10 protein-coding genes and 2 pseudogenes are annotated in these 19614 nt (G+C 64.6%); 7 read left to right on the plus strand and 5 right to left on the minus strand.

Annotation, left to right across the window (positions count from 1 at the left end):
• Positions 1 to 15: 15 nt before the first annotated feature.
• Positions 16 to 618, minus strand: a complete 603-nt coding sequence (locus tag L0C21_RS13075) for a TonB-dependent receptor plug domain-containing protein (RefSeq protein ID WP_374940264.1) — start codon at positions 616 to 618, stop codon at positions 16 to 18.
• 224 nt (positions 619 to 842) lie between these two features.
• Here L0C21_RS13075 and L0C21_RS13080 point away from each other — a divergent pair, with 224 nt between their 5' ends.
• The 5 genes and pseudogenes from L0C21_RS13080 (at position 843) to L0C21_RS13100 (ending at position 8472) form a co-directional block, all read left to right on the plus strand.
• Positions 843 to 2417, plus strand: a complete 1575-nt coding sequence (locus L0C21_RS13080; RefSeq protein WP_259278890.1) for an aldehyde dehydrogenase (NADP(+)) — start codon at positions 843 to 845, stop codon at positions 2415 to 2417.
• Positions 2418 to 2471: 54 nt separating this feature from the next.
• Positions 2472 to 3456, plus strand: a pseudogene (gene araD1, locus L0C21_RS13085) (AraD1 family protein).
• A 2-nt stretch (positions 3457 to 3458) separates the two neighbouring features.
• Positions 3459 to 4391, plus strand: a complete 933-nt coding sequence (locus tag L0C21_RS13090) for a Gfo/Idh/MocA family protein (protein ID WP_259278891.1) — start codon at positions 3459 to 3461, stop codon at positions 4389 to 4391.
• 121 nt (positions 4392 to 4512) lie between these two features.
• Positions 4513 to 6007: pseudogene (locus L0C21_RS13095) on the plus strand (alpha-N-arabinofuranosidase).
• A gap of 224 nt (positions 6008 to 6231) precedes the next feature.
• Positions 6232 to 8472 carry a glycoside hydrolase family 127 protein gene (locus L0C21_RS13100; protein WP_259278893.1) on the plus strand — a complete coding sequence of 747 codons (2241 nt, stop codon included), beginning with the start codon at positions 6232 to 6234 and terminating at the stop codon, positions 8470 to 8472.
• 282 nt (positions 8473 to 8754) lie between these two features.
• On the opposite strand, the gene L0C21_RS13105 is transcribed toward L0C21_RS13100, so the two are convergent.
• Positions 8755 to 9615, minus strand: coding sequence for an SMP-30/gluconolactonase/LRE family protein (locus L0C21_RS13105; protein ID WP_259278894.1), 861 nt, complete (start codon positions 9613 to 9615; stop codon positions 8755 to 8757).
• Positions 9616 to 9644: 29 nt separating this feature from the next.
• Complete coding sequence (locus L0C21_RS13110) at positions 9645 to 11450, minus strand: IlvD/Edd family dehydratase (protein ID WP_259278895.1); 1806 nt, start codon at positions 11448 to 11450, stop codon at positions 9645 to 9647.
• 402 nt (positions 11451 to 11852) lie between these two features.
• Here L0C21_RS13110 and L0C21_RS13115 point away from each other — a divergent pair, with 402 nt between their 5' ends.
• Entirely contained in the window at positions 11853 to 12773 is a 921-nt protein-coding gene (locus L0C21_RS13115) for a hypothetical protein (RefSeq protein WP_259278896.1), read from the plus strand.
• A gap of 57 nt (positions 12774 to 12830) precedes the next feature.
• Positions 12831 to 14501 (plus strand): mechanosensitive ion channel family protein, encoded by a 1671-nt coding sequence (locus tag L0C21_RS13120; protein ID WP_259278897.1) that lies wholly within the window; start codon positions 12831 to 12833, stop codon positions 14499 to 14501.
• A 190-nt stretch (positions 14502 to 14691) separates the two neighbouring features.
• Here L0C21_RS13120 and L0C21_RS13125 read toward each other — a convergent pair whose 3' ends face one another.
• Complete coding sequence (locus L0C21_RS13125) at positions 14692 to 16188, minus strand: family 43 glycosylhydrolase (RefSeq protein ID WP_259278898.1); 1497 nt, start codon at positions 16186 to 16188, stop codon at positions 14692 to 14694.
• 263 nt (positions 16189 to 16451) lie between these two features.
• On the minus strand, positions 16452 to 19412 hold the full coding sequence (locus L0C21_RS13130; RefSeq protein WP_259278899.1) for a TonB-dependent receptor domain-containing protein: 2961 nt from the start codon (positions 19410 to 19412) through the stop codon (positions 16452 to 16454).
• Positions 19413 to 19614: the final 202 nt, after the last annotated feature.

Here is a 19614-nt window from a genome sequence, read left to right on the forward strand (position 1 = left end):
CTGGTCTCCCAGCGGTCACTGATGAGGGCGCTGGACGTTCGGATTAATCTTGTCCGCCTGCTCGTGATAAACGCCGCGCACGGCGCCGGTGACGGCGAATCCATCAAAATCAAACGGACGACGGGTGAACACGTCGATCTGGCCCGCGATGCCGCTTTCAATCTGCTCGGCGTTGCGGGTCTTGAAGACATCGATCTGGCGAACGAGGTTCGCCGGAATATCGGCCAGCGCAAAATTCTGGCCCGATGCGGTGAAGATGTTGCGGCCGTCCCAGGTGGTGGTGACGTCATCCAGACCGCGGATGAACACGCGGCCCACCTGACCGCTGGCGCGGTCGGTCACCTGAACGCCGGTGATACGCTGCAGCGCCTCGACCACGTTGTTGTCCGGCAGCTTGCCCACGTCTTCCGCGATGATCGATCTGACGATCTGCGTGGAGTTCTTCTTGACCTCAAGGCCGCCCACCAGAGACGCGCGAACGCCGGTGACGACGATGGCGTCCATCTCCACGGCGGAGCCGTCGGTCTGCGCCGTCGCTGCGGCATCTTGAGCCATAGCGGATTGAACACCCATGCCCATCATCAGGACGGATGCCGACAGATACAGTTTGCCCTTCATGAGCCTCATTACAAACCTCCCCAAAACAAAGGTGTGCCTATCTCCGATGACGCTTCACCGGGTGGCATTAACTCAGACAATATGCTTGTATTGAGGAAACGGGCAAGCTATTTTCGCATTAACTCATACAATTTGATGAAACCGTATACAATTTGGTGGCGACCTCGCCGCGCGGCTTTGGTATTCAGGCCGAGCATCGCATCACACCAATCGGAGAGAGTATCATGGTACTGACAGGCGAATTCTTCATCGCAGGGAAAGCACGCAGCTCGAAGGAGACCTTCCGGGCGATCGACCCCGCGACCGGCGAATCTCTCCCCACGGATTTCAGCATCTCCAGCCTCGATGACGTGACAGAGGCTTGCCAGGCGGCCGAATCCGCCTTTGTGGAGATGCGCGGCATCAGCCACGAGCGCCGCGCCGCGCTGCTCGAAGCCATTGCCGACGCCATCATGGAAATCGGCGACGAATTGCTGGAGCGCGCGAACAAGGAAACCGGCCTGCCGCTGGCGCGTCTGACCGGCGAGCGTGGCCGCACGGTTGGCCAGCTGCGGCTGTTTGCCGCTGAAGTGCGCTCGAACGGCTGGCTGCGCGTTCGCATCGACCCGGCCATGCCGGAGCGCACCCCGATGCCGCGGTCTGACCTGCGGATGCAGATGGTGCCGCTGGGCCCGGTCGCCGTGTTTGGCGCCAGCAATTTCCCGCTCGCCTTCTCCGTCGCGGGCGGTGACACCGCCTCGGCGCTCGCCGCCGGCTGCCCGGTTGTCGTGAAGGGCCACCCGGCCCACCCTGGCACCTCGGAATTGGTAGCCAAGGCCATCACCAAGGCGGTTGCCGCTACGGGCTTCCCGGCAGGCACCTTCTCGCTGGTGAGCGGCACCAGCTACGAACTGGGCACCGCGCTCGTCGCCAACCCGGCGATCAAGGCCGTGGGCTTCACCGGTTCGCGCGGCGGCGGCCTCGCCCTGATGAAGGTGGCGAGCGAGCGCGAAGTGCCGATTCCGGTCTATGCGGAAATGAGCAGCATCAACCCGATCCTGCTGTTCCCGGCGGCGCTCACCGCGCGGGCCGAGGATCTGGGCCGCGCGTTCGTTGCCTCGCTCACCATGGGCGCCGGCCAGTTCTGCACCAACCCCGGCCTCGTACTGGCCGTCGATGGCCCGGATCTGGAGCGCTTCATCGCCACCGCCGCCGAGACGCTGAGCGCCGCGCCGGCCGCGACCATGCTGACGCCGGGCATCTGCCAGGCTTACTCCAAGGGCGTCGAGCAGCTGGCCGCCAACGGCAAGCTGAAGCTGGTCACCCGTGGCCAGACCGGCGGCGTGAACTCCTGCCAGGCAGCCCTGTTCACGATCTCGGCGGAGGACTTCATGCAGGATGAAAGTGCCGCCCAGGAAGTGTTCGGCGCGTCCTCCGTGGTGGTGCGCTGCAAGGACAACCAGCAGCTCATCCGGGTGCTCCGCCACATGGAAGGCCAGCTGACCGCCAGCCTGCACTTCATCGAGGCCGATCACGCCGCTGTGGCCGAAGTCGTGCCGGTGCTGGAGCGCCTGGCAGGCCGTCTGGTCGCCAACGGTTGGCCGACGGGCGTCGAGGTTTGCCACGCGATGGTGCATGGCGGCCCGTTCCCGTCCACCTCGGATGGCCGCAGCACCTCGGTCGGCACGCTTGCCATCGAGCGCTTCCTGCGCCCGGTCTGCTATCAGGATTTCCCGAACGGTCTGCTGCCGGAGGTTCTCCGCAACGGCAATCAGAAGGGCATCCCGCACCGTCTGGACGGCGTCTACAAGGCCGACTGATCCAGCGCATACCAACAACCCATGAGAAGAAGTTAGAGTAAGGGGAGAAGAACCGTGAAGCTGGTTCAGTTACGGGCCCAGGACGGCACGCGGATCGTTGCCGCAGTGGACAATGACGGCGTTGCGCGCCGTATCGACGGCGCCACCAGCACCTATGCGCTGGCGCTGGAGGCGATCAATGCGGGGCATAAGCTGGCCGATGTCGTGGCCGCCCGCCTGACCAGCGACGTGGTGGATCTTCAAGCAGCAGCCGCCGAAGGGCGGCTGCTGCCCCCGATCGATCATGCAGACCCTGCCCACGTGCACCTGACCGGCACCGGCCTCACCCACCTGGGTTCGGCCGAGGGCCGCGATAAGATGCACAAGGCCGCCGCCGGCGAGAAGATGACCGATTCCATGCGGATGTTCCTCCTCGGCGTCGAGGGCGGCAAGCCGGAGGGTGGCAAGCCGGGCGTGCAGCCGGAATGGTTCTACAAGGGCAACGGCACCTGCATGGTGGCCTCGGGCGAGGATCTGGTCTCCCGCACTTCGCGCTCGACGGCAGCGAGGAGCCGGAGATCGCCGGCATCTACATCATTGACCAGGACGGCAATCCGCGCCGCCTGGGCTTTGCGCTCGCCAACGAATTCTCCGACCACGTGACCGAGCGCGGCAACTACCTGTGGCTTGCCCACTCAAGCTGCGCCCGGCCTCCGTCGGCGCGGAGCTGCTGGTCGGCAGCCTGCCGGAGGACGTGCGCGGCACCAGCCGCATCGTCCGCAACGGCGAGGTGATCTGGGAAAAGCCGTTCCTCTCCGGTGAGGCGAACATGTCCCACACCATTGCCAACCTGGAGCACCACCACTTCAAGTATCAGCTGTTCCGCCAGCCGGGCGACGTGCACATCCACTTCTTCGGCACCGCCACCCTCTCCTTCTCGGACGGCCTCACCACCCAGGAAGGCGACGTTTTCGAGGTGTCCGCCGCGCCGTTCAGCCTGCCGCTGCGGAATCGCCTCCGCATCGCCGAGGCTGAAACCGTCGCCGTGAAGGAGCTGTAAGCATGGCGCCGATCAAAATCGCGCTGGTCGGCATCGGCAAGATTGCCCGCGACCAGCACATTCCGGCGCTCGCGGCCAGCCAGGATTATGAACTGGTTGCCGCCGTCACCCGCCACACCGGGCCGGAAGGCATTCCCTCCTTCCGCACCATCGAGGAAATGCTGGCGGCAAAGATCGAGGTCGATGCCGTCTCCCTGTGCACGCCGCCAGTCGGCCGCTATGCGCTGGCGCGCACGGCGATTGCCGCCGGCCTGCATGTGATGCTGGAAAAGCCGCCCGCCGCCAGCGTGACCGAGGTGGAAGATCTGGCCGACGCGGCGCGCCGGCGCGGCGTCAGCCTCTACACCACCTGGCACACCCGCGCTGCCCCAGCGATTGAACCGGCGCGCAACTGGGTGGCCGACCGCAACCTGCGCGATGTCGTCATCACCTGGCGCGAGGACGTGAAGAAATGGCACCCCGGCCAGGCGTGGATCTGGGAGCCGGGCGGCCTTGGCGTGTTCGATCCGGGCATCAACGCCCTGTCGGCCATCACCCGCATCATGCCGAACCACCTGCATCTGACCGATGCGGAGCTGTTCTTCCCGTCCAACCGCGCTGCGCCGATCGCCGCGCACCTGACCATGAGCGATGCGAACGGCACGCCGGTGCGCGCCGAATTCGACTGGCGCGAGCAGGGTTCGGAGCGCTGGGACATCGACATCGTGACCGACTGCGGCCGCCTCGCCCTCTCCAAGGGCGGCGCGCGCCTTGCCATCGGCGGGGACGTGCAGGTCGATGGCGGCGCGATCGATGCTGAATATCCGGGCCTCTATGCCCGATCTGCCGAACTGGTTCGCAATGGGGAGAGCGAGGTTGACCTTGCCCCGTTCCGGCTGGTGGCCGACGCCTTCATGCTGGGCCGCCGCACCATCGTCGAACCGTTTGTTGAATAAAGAAACTACGCTGCAATAAAGGGGAGAATAACGCGTGGGCATTGCCTTGAAGTTGAAATCCGTCGCGGGCGCTGCCGTGACGGCGCTGGGCGTGCTGGCCCTCACCAGCCCGCAATCGGCCATGGCGAAGAGCGATCCGGTGCCGGTCTCCCGTTTCGGTGGACCCGGCCAAGACTGGCCCTGTCATCAACCGCGATATCTATGGCCAGTTCGCCGAACACCTGGGCCGCGGCATCTATGAAGGCATCTGGGTTGGGGAAAACTCTTCCATTCCCAACACCAAGGGCTATCGCAACGACGTGCTCGAGGCGCTGCGGAAGATCCGCGTGCCGGTCATCCGCTGGCCGGGCGGCTGCTTCGCCGACGAGTACAACTGGCGCGACGGTATCGGCCCGCGCGACAAGCGCCCGGTGCGCGTCAACACCCACTGGGGTGGCGTGACCGAGAACAACGAATTCGGCACCCACGAATTCCTCGACTTCACCGAACTGGTGGGCGCGGAAGCCTATGTGGCCGGCAACATGGGCAGCGGCACCCCGCGCGAAATGGCTGAATGGGTGGAGTACATGACCTCCGACAGCCAGTCGTCGCTGGCCAACGAGCGCCGCGCCAACGGCCGCGACAAGCCGTGGAAGGTGAAGTACTTCGGCATCGGCAACGAGAGCTGGGGCTGCGGCGGCAACATGCGTCCGGAATATTCGGCCGACCTGCACCGCCGTTACCAGACCTTCGTGAAGGCGCCGCGCGAAAATCCGGTCATCAAGGTGGCCACCGGCGCGAACGTCGATGACTACAACTTCACCAAGGTGCTGATGGAACGCGCCGCCCATCAGATGGACGCCATCAGCCTTCACTACTACACTTTCACCCACAGCTGGGAAGACAAGGGTCCGGCCACCGGCTTCAATGAAGACGGCTGGGCCACCACCCTGCAGAACGCCCTGCGGATGGACGAGCTGCTGACCAAGCACTCCGCCATCATGGACCAGTACGACCCGCAGAAGCGCGTCGGCCTGTTCGTGGACGAGTGGGGCACCTGGTTCAACCAGGAGCCGGGCTCGACGCCGGGCTTCCTCTACCAGCAGAACAGCCTGCGCGACGCGGAAGTAGCGGCACTGACGCTGAACATCTTCCACCGTCACACCGACCGCGTGCGGATGGCCAACATCGCGCAGATGATCAACGTCCTTCAGGCGATGATCCTGACCGACAAGGAAAAGATGATCCTGACGCCGACCTACCACGTGTTCGACCTGTACGTGCCGTTCCAGGGCGCGACCCCGGTCAACGCGTCGGTTGAAGCGCCGGCGTACAAGAAGGGCGACGTTACCCTGCCGCGCGTCGACGTGTCCGCTGCCCGCGATACCTCGGGCAAGCTGCACATCGCGCTGGTCAACCTGGACCCGACCCGTCCGGCACGTGTCACCACCGACATCGCCGGCGTGAAGGTGAAGGGCGCCAAGGGCCGCGTGCTGACCGCCGACAAGATCGACGCCCACAACACCTTCGACAACCCGAACGTCGTCAAGCCGGTGGCGTTCAGCGGCCGCGTCGAAGGCTGCAAGCTGGTGTTCGACCTGCCGGCCAAGTCGGTCGCCGTCGTCGCCGTCGACTAAGGGAAATACCGACCTTGCGGGAGGAATGTACAGTTCCTCCCGCATCTCCCTTTCGTTTTATCGGGCCGCACCTGCTCCATCGGATGCGTCCCCATAAAACGACCAGAACCATCAAAGGGGGAACTCGCACATGCTCTCGCGCCGCACCTTTCTGCTCTCGGCCAGTGCGGTGGCGCTGGCGGGCCCCGCCCTTGCGGAAGCCCTCGGAAAGTCAGCGCGGGAGCGTGTGCGCCCCTCCCCTCGAGGCCGTGCGCCTAAAACCCTCCATCCAGAAAAACGCGCTCGAGGCGAACCGCCGTTATTTGCTGGAGCTGCAGCCGGACCGGCTGCTTCACAATTTCCACAAGAGCGCCGGGCTGCCCCCCAAGGGCGAGGTCTATGGCGGCTGGGAAGCCCGCGGCATCGCCGGGCACACGCTCGGCCACTACCTCTCCGCCTGCTCGTTGATGTTCGCGCAGACGGGCGACAAGGAGGTTCAGGCCCGCATCCAGTACATGGTTGCCGAACTTGCCCGCTGTCAGGCGGCCCACGGCGATGGTTATGTCGGCGGCACCACGGTCGAGCGCGATGGCAAGGTGCTCGATGGCAAGATCGTGTTCGAGGAAATCCGGCGCGGGGATATCCGCACCGGCGGGTTCGACATCAACGGCGGCTGGGTGCCGCTCTACACTTGGCACAAGGTTCACGCCGGTCTCATCGATGCCTACCGGCTGGGCAAGGAGCCGCGCGCGCTCGACGTGATGCTCGGCATGGCCGATTATCTGGCAACCATTCTGGAGCAGCTTTCCGACGCGCAGATGCAAAAGCTGCTGGCTGCCGAATATGGCGGCCTCAACGACAGCTACGCCGAAACCTATGCGCTGACCGGCAACCCGCGCTATCTAAAACTGGCGGAGCGCATCCGCGACCGCAAGGTGCTGGACCCGATCACGGCAGGAAAGAATATCCTCCCCGGCCTACACGCCAACACGCAGATCCCCAAGATCATCGGCCTGGCGCGGCTTTACGAGCTGACTGGCGAGCCCGGCCACGCGCAGGCGGCGCGCTTCTTCCACAAGACCGTGCTCGACCACCATTCTTACGTGATCGGCGGCAATTCCGAGCGCGAGCATTTCGGCCCGCCGGATGTGCTGTCCCCTTACATCACCGACCGCACCTGCGAGGCCTGCAACAGCTACAACATGCTGAAGCTGACCCGGCACCTCTACGCGTGGGAGCCGGAGGCCCATTACTTCGACTATTTCGAGCGGGTGCACCTCAACCACATCATGGCGCACCAGCACCCAGAGACCGGCATGTTCGTCTATTTCATGCCGCTGACCTCGGGCGCGCGCCGCACCTACTCAACGCCGGATGACAGCTTCTGGTGCTGCGTCGGATCCGGTATCGAAAGCCATTCCAAGCACGGCGACTCCATCTACTGGGAAAACGGCAGGACGCTCTACGTAAACCTGTTCACCCCCTCGACGCTCGACTGGGCGGAGAAGGGCATGGCGTTCGAGCTGGACACCCAATATCCCTTCAGCGAGACGGTGACGCTGCGGGTCACCCGCACCTCCGGCCTGCCGCTGGACATCGCGCTGCGCCTGCCCGGCTGGTGCGAAAACCCGGCAGTGTTCCTGAACGGCAAGCCCGCTGCATTCGAGCGCCAGCGCGGCTATGCCATTCTCAAACGCCAATGGCGGGTGGGCGATCGCATCGAACTTGCCTTGCCGATGCCGCTGCGGACCGAGGCGACGCCGGACAATCCGCGCCTGCTCGCCTTCCTCCACGGCCCGCTGGTGCTCGCCGCCGATCTCGGCCCGGCAGACAAGCATTTCGAGCAGCAGACCCCGGCGCTGGTCTCGCCCGACCCGCTCAAGGCGCTGAAGCCAGTGGATGCGGCGCAGCATGTGTTCCGCATGGAAGGCGCGGTGCCGCAGGCGCTGACGCTGCGCCCCTTCTTCAACCAGTACGACAACCGCACGGCGGTCTACTTCCCCATCTTCAGCCAGGCCGAATGGGCGGGCGAGCGCGAAGCGTTCCTTGCCGCGCAAAGGGAAAAGGCGGCGCTGGAGAAGCGCACGGTCGATGTGGTCTTCCTCGGCGAAATGCAGCCCGAACGCGATCATAATTTCCGCTCCAACCACAGCGATCTGCTCTCCTGGCAGGGCCGCAGCGGCCGTCAGGCATGGTGGGGCGAGGGCAATTACATCGAGGTGGACATGGCCGTCCGCCCCGGCCCCATGGTGCTGCGCGCCCTCTACTGGGGCGAGGAAGTGAACAAGAACTTCGATATCCTCATCGATGGCAAACGCCTCGTGAACGAGCGCCGTCAGGCCGAGCCGGTAAAGAAGTTCGTCTCCGTGGACTATGCCCTTCCCGAGGCGCTGATCCGCGGCAAATCCACCATCGCCGTGCGCTTCGAAACCCGCGGCAGCGACGCGCCGGTTTATGAGCTGCGAACGCTGACGGCTGGCAAGTGAATGTTTGTGTAAGGGGGCATGGAAATGAAAGGGGGACTTGTCCCCCATTCGTTTTATCGGGCCGTACCCGGTCGTACTGGCGCTACCTGCTGGATGCAGGGCGCGGCCCTATAATTCTCATTCTATTATTGGGGCGTATGTCAGGCGGCGCTGGAAGCGCCCCCGCAAAACGAATGGGAGGTGCAGGAGGGACCGAGTCCCTCCTGCAAAACGAAAAACACAGACAAAAAAGGCGGCGGGTTGAGACAACCCACCGCCCGTTCAAACTTCAGGACGCAAACCTTATCCGCCGAAGCGCCCGCAGGGCAGGCCCCGCACGCCGGGATTCACCTCGAAGAGGCTGCCCGCGAGGGGCTCGTCGTCCTTGCCGACGGCGGCGGAGGTGACGAACATGCGCTCAAAGTTTTCGCCTGCGAACACCACGTTGGTGATCTGCGATGCCGGCAGGTGGATGGAGCGTTCCAGCGTGCCGTCGGCCGAGAAGCGGCTGACGCGGCCGCCGCCCCAGTGGGCGACCCAGAGGCCGCCTTCGCTGTCGACGGTCATGCCGTCCGGGTAGCCCCAGTCTTCCTGGAATTCGATGAAGACGCTGCGCTCGTCAAGGCTTCCGTCGTCGTGGAGAGCAAAGCGGTAGATGCGGCGCAGTTCGGTATCGGTGTGGTAGAGCCACGTTTGGTCGGGCGACAGGGCCGGGCCATTGGCGACGGTGTAGCCATCGTCCATCTTATGGACGGAGAAGTCCGGGTCGAGGCGGTGGAAGGCCCCGGTCGGACGGTCCGCGTCCACGTGCATGGAGCCCGCCCAGATGCGGCCATGCCTGTCGGCCTTGGCGTCGTTCATCCGGTTGCCCGGCAGGTGCGGGTGCGGATTATGGATAGGCCGGATGGCAAGCGGCTCAAGCTCCAGCTCGACGAAACCGCTCTGGAACCCGGCGATGAAGCCGGGCTTGTTTTCCCGCTCGATCACCCAGCCCACCATCTCGGGCACGCTCCAGCTGGCGATGGCGCCGGTCCCGAAGGAGAGCCGGTGCACCGCCTTGCCGATGATGTCCGTCCAGTAGACCGCGTTGTCCCGCGGGGACCAGTAGAGGCCTTCGCCCAACTGGTCCCGCACGTCGCGTTCGATGATGCGATAATCAGCCATCAAGCCCGCTCCCCTTCAGGCCGCGCCTTTTAGTGGTTGTGCCGCGGAACGCCGTGCTTCTGGGCGATCCGCTGGTACTTCACGGCAGGCTCAAGCACAGCGCCGGTTTCCATCTGGCCGATGGTCATGCGCTGGATTTCCTGCCACGGCGTCTGGCTTTCCGGATAGGGGAAGCCGCCCTTGGCCTCCAGCTCGCGGCGGCGCTCCGCCAGTTCCTCGTCGCTGATAAGCACGTTGGCCGTGCCCTTGCGGAGGTCGATGCGAACCCGGTCGCCGGTCCGCAGCAAGGCAAGACCGCCGTTGGCCGCCGCTTCCGGCGAGGCATTGAGAATGGACGGCGAGCCGGATGTGCCGGACTGCCGGCCATCGCCCACGCACGGCAGCGAATGGATGCCCGCCTTGATGAGATGCACCGGCGGGCGCATGTTCACCACCTCGGCCGCGCCGGGATAGCCGACCGGACCGGCGCCGCGCATGATGAGAATGGTGTTCTCGTCGATGCCGAGCGCGGGATCATCGATGCGGTGATGGTAGTCCTCCGGACCGTCGAACACCACGACCGGACCTTCGAAGGCATCCGGATCGTTCGGGTTGCTGAGGTAGCGCTTGCGGAATTCCTCCGAAATCACGCTCAGCTTCATGATGGCGCTGTCGAACAGATTGCCGCGCAGCACGGAGAAACCGGCGGATTCCTTCAGCGGACGCTCGAACGGACGGATCACCTTCTCGTCCTCGATCGTGGCGTCGCGGTAGTTCTCGCCAATGGTGCGGCCGTTGGCGGTGAGCGCGTTCTCGAACACCAGGCCCTGGCGCATCAGCTGGTTCATCACCGCCGGAACGCCGCCCGCGCGGTAGAAATCCTCACCCAGATATTCGCCTGCGGGCTGCAGGTTGACCAGCAGCGGGATATCGCGGCCGTAGGTCTGCCAGTCATCGATGGTCAGCTCGACATCCAGGTGGCGCGCCAGCGCGGCCAGGTGGATCGGCGCGTTGGTGGAGCCGCCAAGCGCCGCATTGGCGCGGATGGCATTAATGAAGGACTCGCGGGTCATGATGTCGGACGGCTTGCGGTCGGCCCGCACCATCTCGACGATCTGGAGGCCCGTGCGGTAGGCCGATTCCTGGCGGTCGCGCAGCGGCGCGGGAATGGCGGCCGAACCCGGCAGCGACATGCCCAGCACCTCGGCCAGCGAGTTCATGGTCGTTGCCGTGCCCATGGTGTTGCAGTAGCCGGTGGACGGAGCCGAGGACGCCACGAGCTTGATGAAGCCCTGGTAGTCGATCTCGCCGGCAGCGAGCAGTTCGCGCGCTTTCCACACGATGGTGCCCGAGCCGGTGCGCTCACCCTTATACCAGCCGTTCAGCATCGGGCCGACCGACAGGGCGATGGCCGGAATGTTGACGGTGGCCGCCGCCATGAGGCAGGCCGGGGTGGTCTTGTCGCAACCGATGGTCAGCACCACGCCGTCGAGCGGGTAGCCGAACAGCACCTCGACGAGGCCCATGTAGGCCAGGTTGCGGTCGAGACCGGCGGTCGGACGCTTGCCGGTTTCCTGGATCGGATGGACCGGAAATTCGAAGGGAATGCCCCCCGCCTCGATGATGCCGGCGCGAACGCGTTCCGCCAGGACCATGTGATGCCGGTTGCAGGGGCTGAGATCGCTACCCGTCTGCGCGATACCGATGATCGGCTTGCCGGACTGCAGTTCCTCCAGCGACAGGCCGTAGTTCATGTACCGCTCGAGATACAGCGCGGTCATGTCCGCATTGGACGGGTCATCGAACCAGGCGCGCGAGCGCAAAGGCTTGGAGGCGTTATTACGATCCTGGGACATGATGCCTTCGTTTTTTCTAAGACGTTGAGAACTAAGATTGATGAGTCAAGAACGCCAACCAAATACCGTCAGCCAGCCCTCCCCGGCCGATCGCGACTTTGGCAACGTCGCTCATTAACTCAGACAATTACAGAACCATTGGGGATGTGCAAGTCCCAATCTCCTTGGAATGCCTCGATTCATCCGGACTTATGCAACACGGCCGAACAGGCCGGGAAGATGCGCCTGGAAGATCGGCGCTACAGGCGGAATACGCTAATTCCGGAGGCGAAATCAACTCGCCGGCGCCGCGACTCGATTGGCTTGATATTAGCATCGACTGTCCGGCCCCAGCTCTGGAACCAGGCCGCATCTATCGCTGTTGGGGCAGAAGCCAACCCTGTTGTTTGATTGGGATGTCTCATGGCCAGGATAGCGCTGAGCTTACCGCTCCTGCTGATGGCAGCGCCTGTCCCCGCTCAGCAACAGCAGCAGGGCCTGATGCCGGAAGCCGACGAGAAGCCATCAGAGATCATAGTGAAGGAGAAACCCACGCAGCGGCGGCAACCCGATCGCTTCAGCATCGATACCGGCATGCGGGTGGCCGGCCAGTACATCTCGCGCGGGGTCGCCTTCTCCGAGGAGCCGAGCCTGCAGCCCTACGTGACGCTAACCATCGCCTTGCCGGAGCTGTCAGGCGGACCGTTTGAGGAAGTGCGCTGGTTCGTCGGCAACTGGAACAGCTTCCAGTTCGGCGGGCCGGGTCTTGGGCAGGAGAACAGAGGAACGCTGTCCGGCTGGTACGAGGCGGACCTTTACACTGGCGTCTCCGCCGAGCTGGCGCCGCGCTGGAGCATGTCCGCCGCCTATTACTATTACCACTCCCCCGCCCACTCCTTCCGGGGCTACAGCGATTTTGAGTGGATCGTGAGCTATGATGATACCGGCCAGTGGGAGGGGATCCTTCCCTTGAAGGATTTCACCCTCGCCCCCTCTCTGCGGATCACCCAGGAGGTGGGCCGGCCGGGCCGGGCGGATGCGCTCTATGTCCAGCCGTCGCTCACCGCCTCGCTCAACCTCGGCAGGGAAGACAGGCCGGTCTGGTTCCGCATTCCGCTCGTCCTTGGGCTGTCAGACGACTATTACGACAGCGCCAACGGGGGAAAGGTCACCTTCGGCTATTTTCGCACCGGCGTCACCATCGCCACGCCGGCGTTCGAACTGGCGGGGAACCCGTTCATGGTGGGCGGCGGCGTCGACATCTGGATGCTGAACGACAAGGTGGTGAACGGCCTTAACGACAACGAGCTGGTCTGGCGTTTCGGCTTCCGCTGGTCGTTCTGACAGACCGCAGCGTGGCGGCGCGTGGCACCGGACGGCCAGACATGTCGTTATTCCTCCATGATCGGTCGTCTTGTCTTCTTCCGGCTGCCCGCCGCTGCCCGCTGGCGCGCCGTCCTGCCCGGCCTTGCCTTTCTTGCCTTTCTCCTGTGCCTGCCCGTGGCGCCGGCGATCTCCCAGGCGCTCACCGCCCCGGCCCCCGCCGAGGAGGAAGCGCCCGCCCCGGTCGATCCCTACGGCCGCGGCACGCCGGAGGGAACCGTCGCCGGTTTCGTTGATGCCATCGCCAACCAGGACTACGAGCGCGCCAGCGTTTACCTGAACCTGGAGGATATTCCCCGCTCCCGTCGGCACAAGCGCGGGCAGGCGCTGGCCCGACAGCTCCAGACCCTTCTGGACAGGGGCGGCCAGTTCCTGCCCAGGGCAACGATCAGCAACACGGCGACCGGCCATCTGGATGACGAACTCGACCCCAAGGTCGATCAGGTGGGGACCATTCGGGGCGGCAAGGAGTCGGTCCCTCTGCTGGTGGAACAGGTGGACAGCGAAACCGGCCCCATCTGGGTCATCGCGGCCGAAACGCTGGATGCCGTGCCCGACCTTCTGGCCGAGGGTGAAAACTCAGATGCGGCGACGCTGCTTGAGCGATGGCTGCCCGAGCCGTTTCTCAAGACTGACGTTCTGGGCGCGCCCGTGGGTCACTGGCTGGCGCTGTTCGGCCTGACCCTGCTCTCCTACCTCGCCTCCTGGCTGTTGATCGCGATTGGCCTGCAGATCGATGCCTGGTGGTATCGACGGCGGCACAGGGAGGCGCGCTCCGTCTTCTCAACCCTTGCGCCGCCGCTGCGCCTGTGGATCGCGGCCGTTGCCGTCACCTTCATCGCGCCGCGCCTGGGCCTGTCCATCGTGGCGCGGGAACTGTTCGGCCGCGTCATCCAGGTGGTGGCCTGGATCGCTTTCGCCTGGCTGGCCTGGCGGGTGATCGATGCGATCGGCGGCGTTATCATCCGGCGGTTGCAGCAGCGCGGCACCGGGCAGATCGCCTCCATCGCCGCCTTCATCCGCCGGCTCATCAAGGCGGTCATCGTCGTCATCGGCATCATCGCGATCTTCGATACGCTCGGCTACGACATGACGGCCGGTATCGCAGCCTTGGGTGTTGGCGGCCTGGCCCTGGCGCTGGGCGCGCAGAAGCTCATCGAGAACCTGGTGGCCAGCGTCACCATCCTTGCCGACCAGCCGGTGCGGGTGGGCGAGTTCTGCAAGGTGGGCGACACCATGGGTACCATCGAGGAACTGGGCATCCGCTCCACCAAGATCCGCACGCTCGACCAGACCCTCGTCGTCATTCCGAACAGCGATTTTGCCGCCAAGCAGATCGAGAACTACAGCCGCCGCGGCCAGTTCTGGTTCCACCCCATGATTAACCTGCACCAGGAGACCTCGCCGGAGCAGGTCCGCCTTCTCCTTGAGAGACTGCGAACGCTGCTGGCCAAGGACAGCCGGTTCCCCGAGCCGCCACGCGTGCGCCTGCTCGGCGTGGGAAATGACCGGTTGCCGATCGAGATTTTCAGCTATGTGCTCGTGCCCGACTACGACGCCTTCCTCGCTGTGCAGGAGGAGGTGACGCTGCAAATTCTCGACCTCGTGGCGGAGCTTGGCCTGCGACTTGCCCCGCCCACCTTCAGCAGCCTGGGCCCGGCGCCGTCGTCGCGCCCACCCGCCGGCTGACCCCAACGGCCATGGAACCAGCAGGAAGCGCATCCCTGATGACGGGCCTGGGCGGCGCAGCAAGGGGGCCGGAGCGGCGCCGGAAATGCCCGCTTATCCTTCCCCCAAAGGAAAAGCCGGAGACCCGCGCGGACCTCCGGCTTCCCTTGCGATGCCATGCCGCCCTGCGGCGGCGTTGCGGCGCGCCGCCTCAGCTGACGAGGAAGGTCGCGCCGGTCCGGTCCACGTCGCTGCTCACGGTTGCGACCCGAACACTATTGCCGGCAACGCGAAGATAATTGTCCGCGGCGCCCGCCGCCGCGAAGGAGACGCCCTTCGGATCCGCCAGCCCCGCGACGCGGCGGAAGCTGCTCTGCTGGGCAAAGGCCGGGGTGCCGTCATTTTTGGCCACCACCAGCTCGCCCGTTTCCGTAAGGCGCAGGAACTGGCCCGGCGCGGTGACCGGCTCCAGCGACACCGTGCCGTCGCCGGCCAAGCCCGGCTTCTGGCGGAACTGGGTATCGGGCAGCGCGCCACCGTTGTCCGCCAGCAGCTTGCCGCCTTCGTGGCGCAGGTAAACGCCCTGACGGCCTGCGGGCGAGAAGCGGTCCGGCACCTCGCCGTTGCCGACGGGGATGCCGAAATCCGGCGTGCCGTCCGGCCGGTAGTACAGGCGCTGCACGCGGGTGTGGCGGTTGGGATCATAGAGCGGATCGCCCTCGATCTCCTTGTAATCGCGGCCGTGGTAGACGAGGACGTCGCGGCCCTCTTCGTCCACGGTGAAGCTGTTGTGGCCGGGGCCGTAGACCTTGGTCAGCTCGGAGGTGACGAACACCGGCTCCGGCGACTTGGTCCAGGAGGCTGCCGACATCAGGTCCGCGTTCTCGTCCGCCGTCAGCAGGCCAAGGCAGTAGCGGGAGTCGGTGGCGCTGGCCGAATAGGTGAGGAACACCTTGCCGTTGCGGGCGAGGAAGGCCGGAGCCTCGGCCACCTTGAAGCCCCGGATTTCCCACGGCAGCGTCGGCACGGTGAGACGCAGCGGCTCGGCCCCAAGGGTGGTCGGCGTTTTCAGCGGGGCGAGATAGAGGTTGCTGTTGGTGTCGATGCCCGGCTCACGCTGCGCCCAGCAGATGTAGCGCACGCCCTTGTGCTCGAAAACGGTCGAGTCGAGGTTGAAGCTGTCCCACGGGGTCTCAAGCTCACCCAGCACCGACCACTCGCCCTTGAACGCATCGCCCGAGGGGCCCTGCAGCACATAGGTGCGGATTTCGAACACGTCGCCGGGGCGCTGGCCCGCATTGCCCGCGGCGAAGTACATGTACCAGCGGCCGTCGATCTCGTGCAGCTCCGGCGCCCAGATGTGGCCGCCCATCTTGCCTTCCGTCGGGCGATGCCAGACCACCACTTCCTCTGCCGTTCCCAGCCCCGCGAGGGTGGGCGAGCGGCGGATGATGAGGCGGTCGTACTCCGGCACGGAGGCGGTCATGTAATAATTGCCGTCGGTGTGACGGAAGATCTGCGCGTCGGCCCGCTGCTGCACCAGCGGATTGATGGGCGTGGGAGCCTTCTGGGTCATGCCGTCGCCGCCTTTCTTGCCGTTACCCTGTTCTTCGGACGAGCCTCGACCGCCGCCGCTGCAGGCGGCAAGGGTGGTGGCAGCCGCAGCCGCGACAAAGGCGCGTCGTGACATCAGATACTTAGCAATCATGAAAATCCTGTCCCCAAAGCGTTTGCGGGCTTCGCCCTATTTATTACTCAGACAATTGCAAAAGCTTGGGAGCAGTTCAAGCCGAAATCGGTCGGCTTCAGGTTTGGGCGGGGCGCTATCGCAGCCAGGGCCTGCGCCCGCAAGGTGATTCAGCCCATGGCCAAATGGCGCGCCTGAAGGCGCGAACCCAGGGAACTTGCCGCATAAAAAAGACCGGCCCGCTGGGAAGCGGGCCGGTCCAGACGGACACGTGTGTGTGTTTTTTAGAACTCTGCGGTCAGACCGACGAAGATCGTCCGGCCGAGAGGATCGTACACACCCGGGTAGGTGTTGCCGTTGCCGAAGGAGCTGAGCAGCCCCTGGGCAATCGCCGGCGGGTCCTTGTCGAACAGGTTGTTGATACCGGCGCGCAGGACCAGGTTCTGGTACACCTCAACCGTACCGCTCAGGTCGAAGTAGCTGTAGGCCTTGAGCTTGCGGTTGATGATGTACGGCGTGCCCTTGAGGAACTCGTTGTCCGTGTTGCTGGACAGCTTCGTTCCGCCGAAATAGCGCCAGTTGAGCGACAGCGTGGCGTTCGACCACGGCATCTCCCAGGTGGTGCGGAGGTTGTGGCGCCAACGCGGCGTCGGCTGACCGCAGGTCGGGCCGTAGAGACCGGCGCAGTCGTAGGTGCCGAGGCCCGGCAGCTGCTTGACGGTCGACTTGTCGAGGTAGGTGCCAACCAGGTCGAAGTTGAGGCGACCGGCGTTGTTGAGGCCGACATCCTCGAAGTCGAAGCGGTAGTTGGCGCTCACGTCGATACCGGAGGTCTTCAGGTAACCGGTATTGAGCGTGGTGCCGACCACGTAGCCGTCGGTGCCGAACAGCACGCCCGTACCCGGAGCCCGGTGGAACAGGTCGCAGAAGTAGGGATTGCCGGTCTGCACGCACTGGTTGATGGTGAGGGTCGGGTCAACCGAGCCGATGTAGCCGTCCACCTTGATGTTGTAGTAGTCGAGCGACAGCGACAGGTTCGGCAGGAAGGTCGGCGTCAGCACCACACCGAAGGTGTAGGTGTCGGCCTCTTCCGGCTTCAAGAGCGGGTTGCCGCCGCCCTGGGCCACGCACATGTTCGCCGGGCATTCCGGAATGTTGCCGTACTGCTCGGGCGAAACGCCGGTGAGCTGGCACTGCTCCATGCTCGCCACCGGCGAGGTGCCGGCGCACGGATCCTGTGCCGACACGTTGCCGAGGCCCTGAGAGGCGAACAGCTCGTTGATGTTCGGGGCGCGGATGGCGTGGTTGTAGCTGGCGCGGAAGCGCACGTCGCGGCTCGGCGCATAGTCCAGTTCGCCCTTGTAGGTGGACGCGCTGTACTTGGTGACCGTGCCGGTCTTGCTGTCATTGGTGTATTCCGAATAACGGAAGCCACCCGTGATGCTGAGCGACCTGGCGAACGGCATGTTCTCAAGGATGGGAACGCCAACTTCTGCGTAGACTTCGTTGACCTTGATGCTGCCCTGAGATTCCAGGGTGCCCTTGGCCTGAGCCAGAGCATCGGCCTCAAAGACCAGGTTTTCGCGGCGATGCTCCACACCGAGCGCGAAGCCGACGCCGCTCGACGCCCACGGGCTGACGATGCCGTAGTTGGTCAGGTCGCCGCTGATGTTGGCGCTGAACATGGTCAGCGTCTGCTCGCCGCGGGTGAACGTCGGCGCGTAGATGTAGTCGTAGGCCGACGGGTCGATGTTGCCGTAGCCGAACACATCCATCGGCACGCAGTTCGGATCGGTGCCGTCGATGACCGACTTACAGGTCGGCACGCCGTCGACGTTGACGACTTGCAGAGCCTTCTTCGCCTTGGCCGGATCGACGTCGTTCTGGTAGTTCTCGTTAAAGATCGAGACCGCGCGCAGAGCGCCGACGTCATAGCTGATGCCGTCGAAGATGTCGCCGCGCACGCCGCCGGTGAAGCGGTAATTGGTGTGACGCAGCGAGTCCCGACGCGGCGAGCTGCCTTCGCCGGTCAGGCGGTAGCCGATGAAGGTATCCCGGCTGGTATCGGTGCCGGCAGCCGCACCGCACAGGGCGGTCGCCTGCTGCGCGCCGAGCAGCGGGTTGTCGCAGTTGATGGAGTAGACCTCGCCCGCCCACAGGCCGCCGGAGGCTGCCTGCGAGTAGCTGTGGTCGTCCATGAACATGAAGCTGCCGTAGACTTCGGCGGAAGGAGCCAGCTCATAGTGCGCGAAGGCGCCCGCGGTGTAGCGGATGTCCGAACGCTGGATGTAGTTTTCCGGCGCGTAGTTGAAACGGAACGAGCTGTCGTAGGGAACCCAGGTTTTGCTGCCGTCCTTGGTGTTGTTGTAGTTCACCGGAGAGCCGGTCACGGGGTCCTTCAGAACCGTGAACGAACCGTACTCGTTGTTGCTTGAGCCGCCGCAGGCAAAGGCGCTGTTGCCTTCACCGGTCGGGTCGAGAGCGCAAGCCGAGTAATCGCGCGAACCCTGCAGCACCGGGCGAACCTTGCGGTAGCCGGCGTACATGGTGACGTTGCCCTTGCCGTCGGCAAAGTCGGTGCCGGCCGCGATGTTGATGTCGTACTTGCTGCCGTCGGTCACCGAACCCGGCGCGGTTTCGTAACCGCTGTCGCGCACCAGATCGCGCAGGCTGTCGTTATTATTGTTGTGCTGGTAGAAGCTGTATTGAGCATCGGCGCGGATGCCGTTCAGATTCTTCCGCATGATGAAGTTGACGACGCCGGAAATCGCGTCGGAACCGTAAACGGCCGAAGCACCACCGGTCACCACGTCGATGCGCTCAACCAGCGCGGACGGAATGAAGTTCACGTCCATCGCCTGGGACGGCAGCAGGCGCTGGCCGTCCATCAGCACGAGCACGCGGTTGGAGCCGAGGTCGCGCAGGTTGATCTGCGCCGTACCGTCCGCGCCGTTCGAGACGTTCTCGTTCGCGTCAGGCGTGAACTGCGGCATGCGGTTCAGCACACTGTCGACGTTGGTCGCGCCCTGGTACTTGATTTCCGAATCGCTGACGACGGTCAGCGGGCTGTTGCTCTCGAGGTTAGGCCGGCGGATACGCGTACCCGTGACCACAATTTCTTCCATCGAGGCGCTGGCCTGTTCGCCGGCGGACTGGGCCGCGGCGGTAGACACAGCAAACGGCGCGGCGATTGCCACCAGCGCGCTGCCTGCCATGAAATGTAAGCGGATCGAACTTCTTTTCATAAATTTCCTCCCTGTCGCGTCCTCCAACGCGATGGGGGCATTTAAGCACGTGAAACAACTTATACAAAATAAATTATACGATCTATGACCATACCAACTACGACGAGCATGGCAGGTGCGGCTCTCGTGCCACACTCAGGCTTAACTCATTGATATTATTTAAGGTCTTTCAGCACTTGCAAAACAGCCGCCCAAGGCGGCC

This window comes from Pedomonas mirosovicensis, assembly GCF_022569295.1.
Lineage (GTDB): Bacteria > Pseudomonadota > Alphaproteobacteria > Sphingomonadales > Sphingomonadaceae > Pedomonas > Pedomonas mirosovicensis.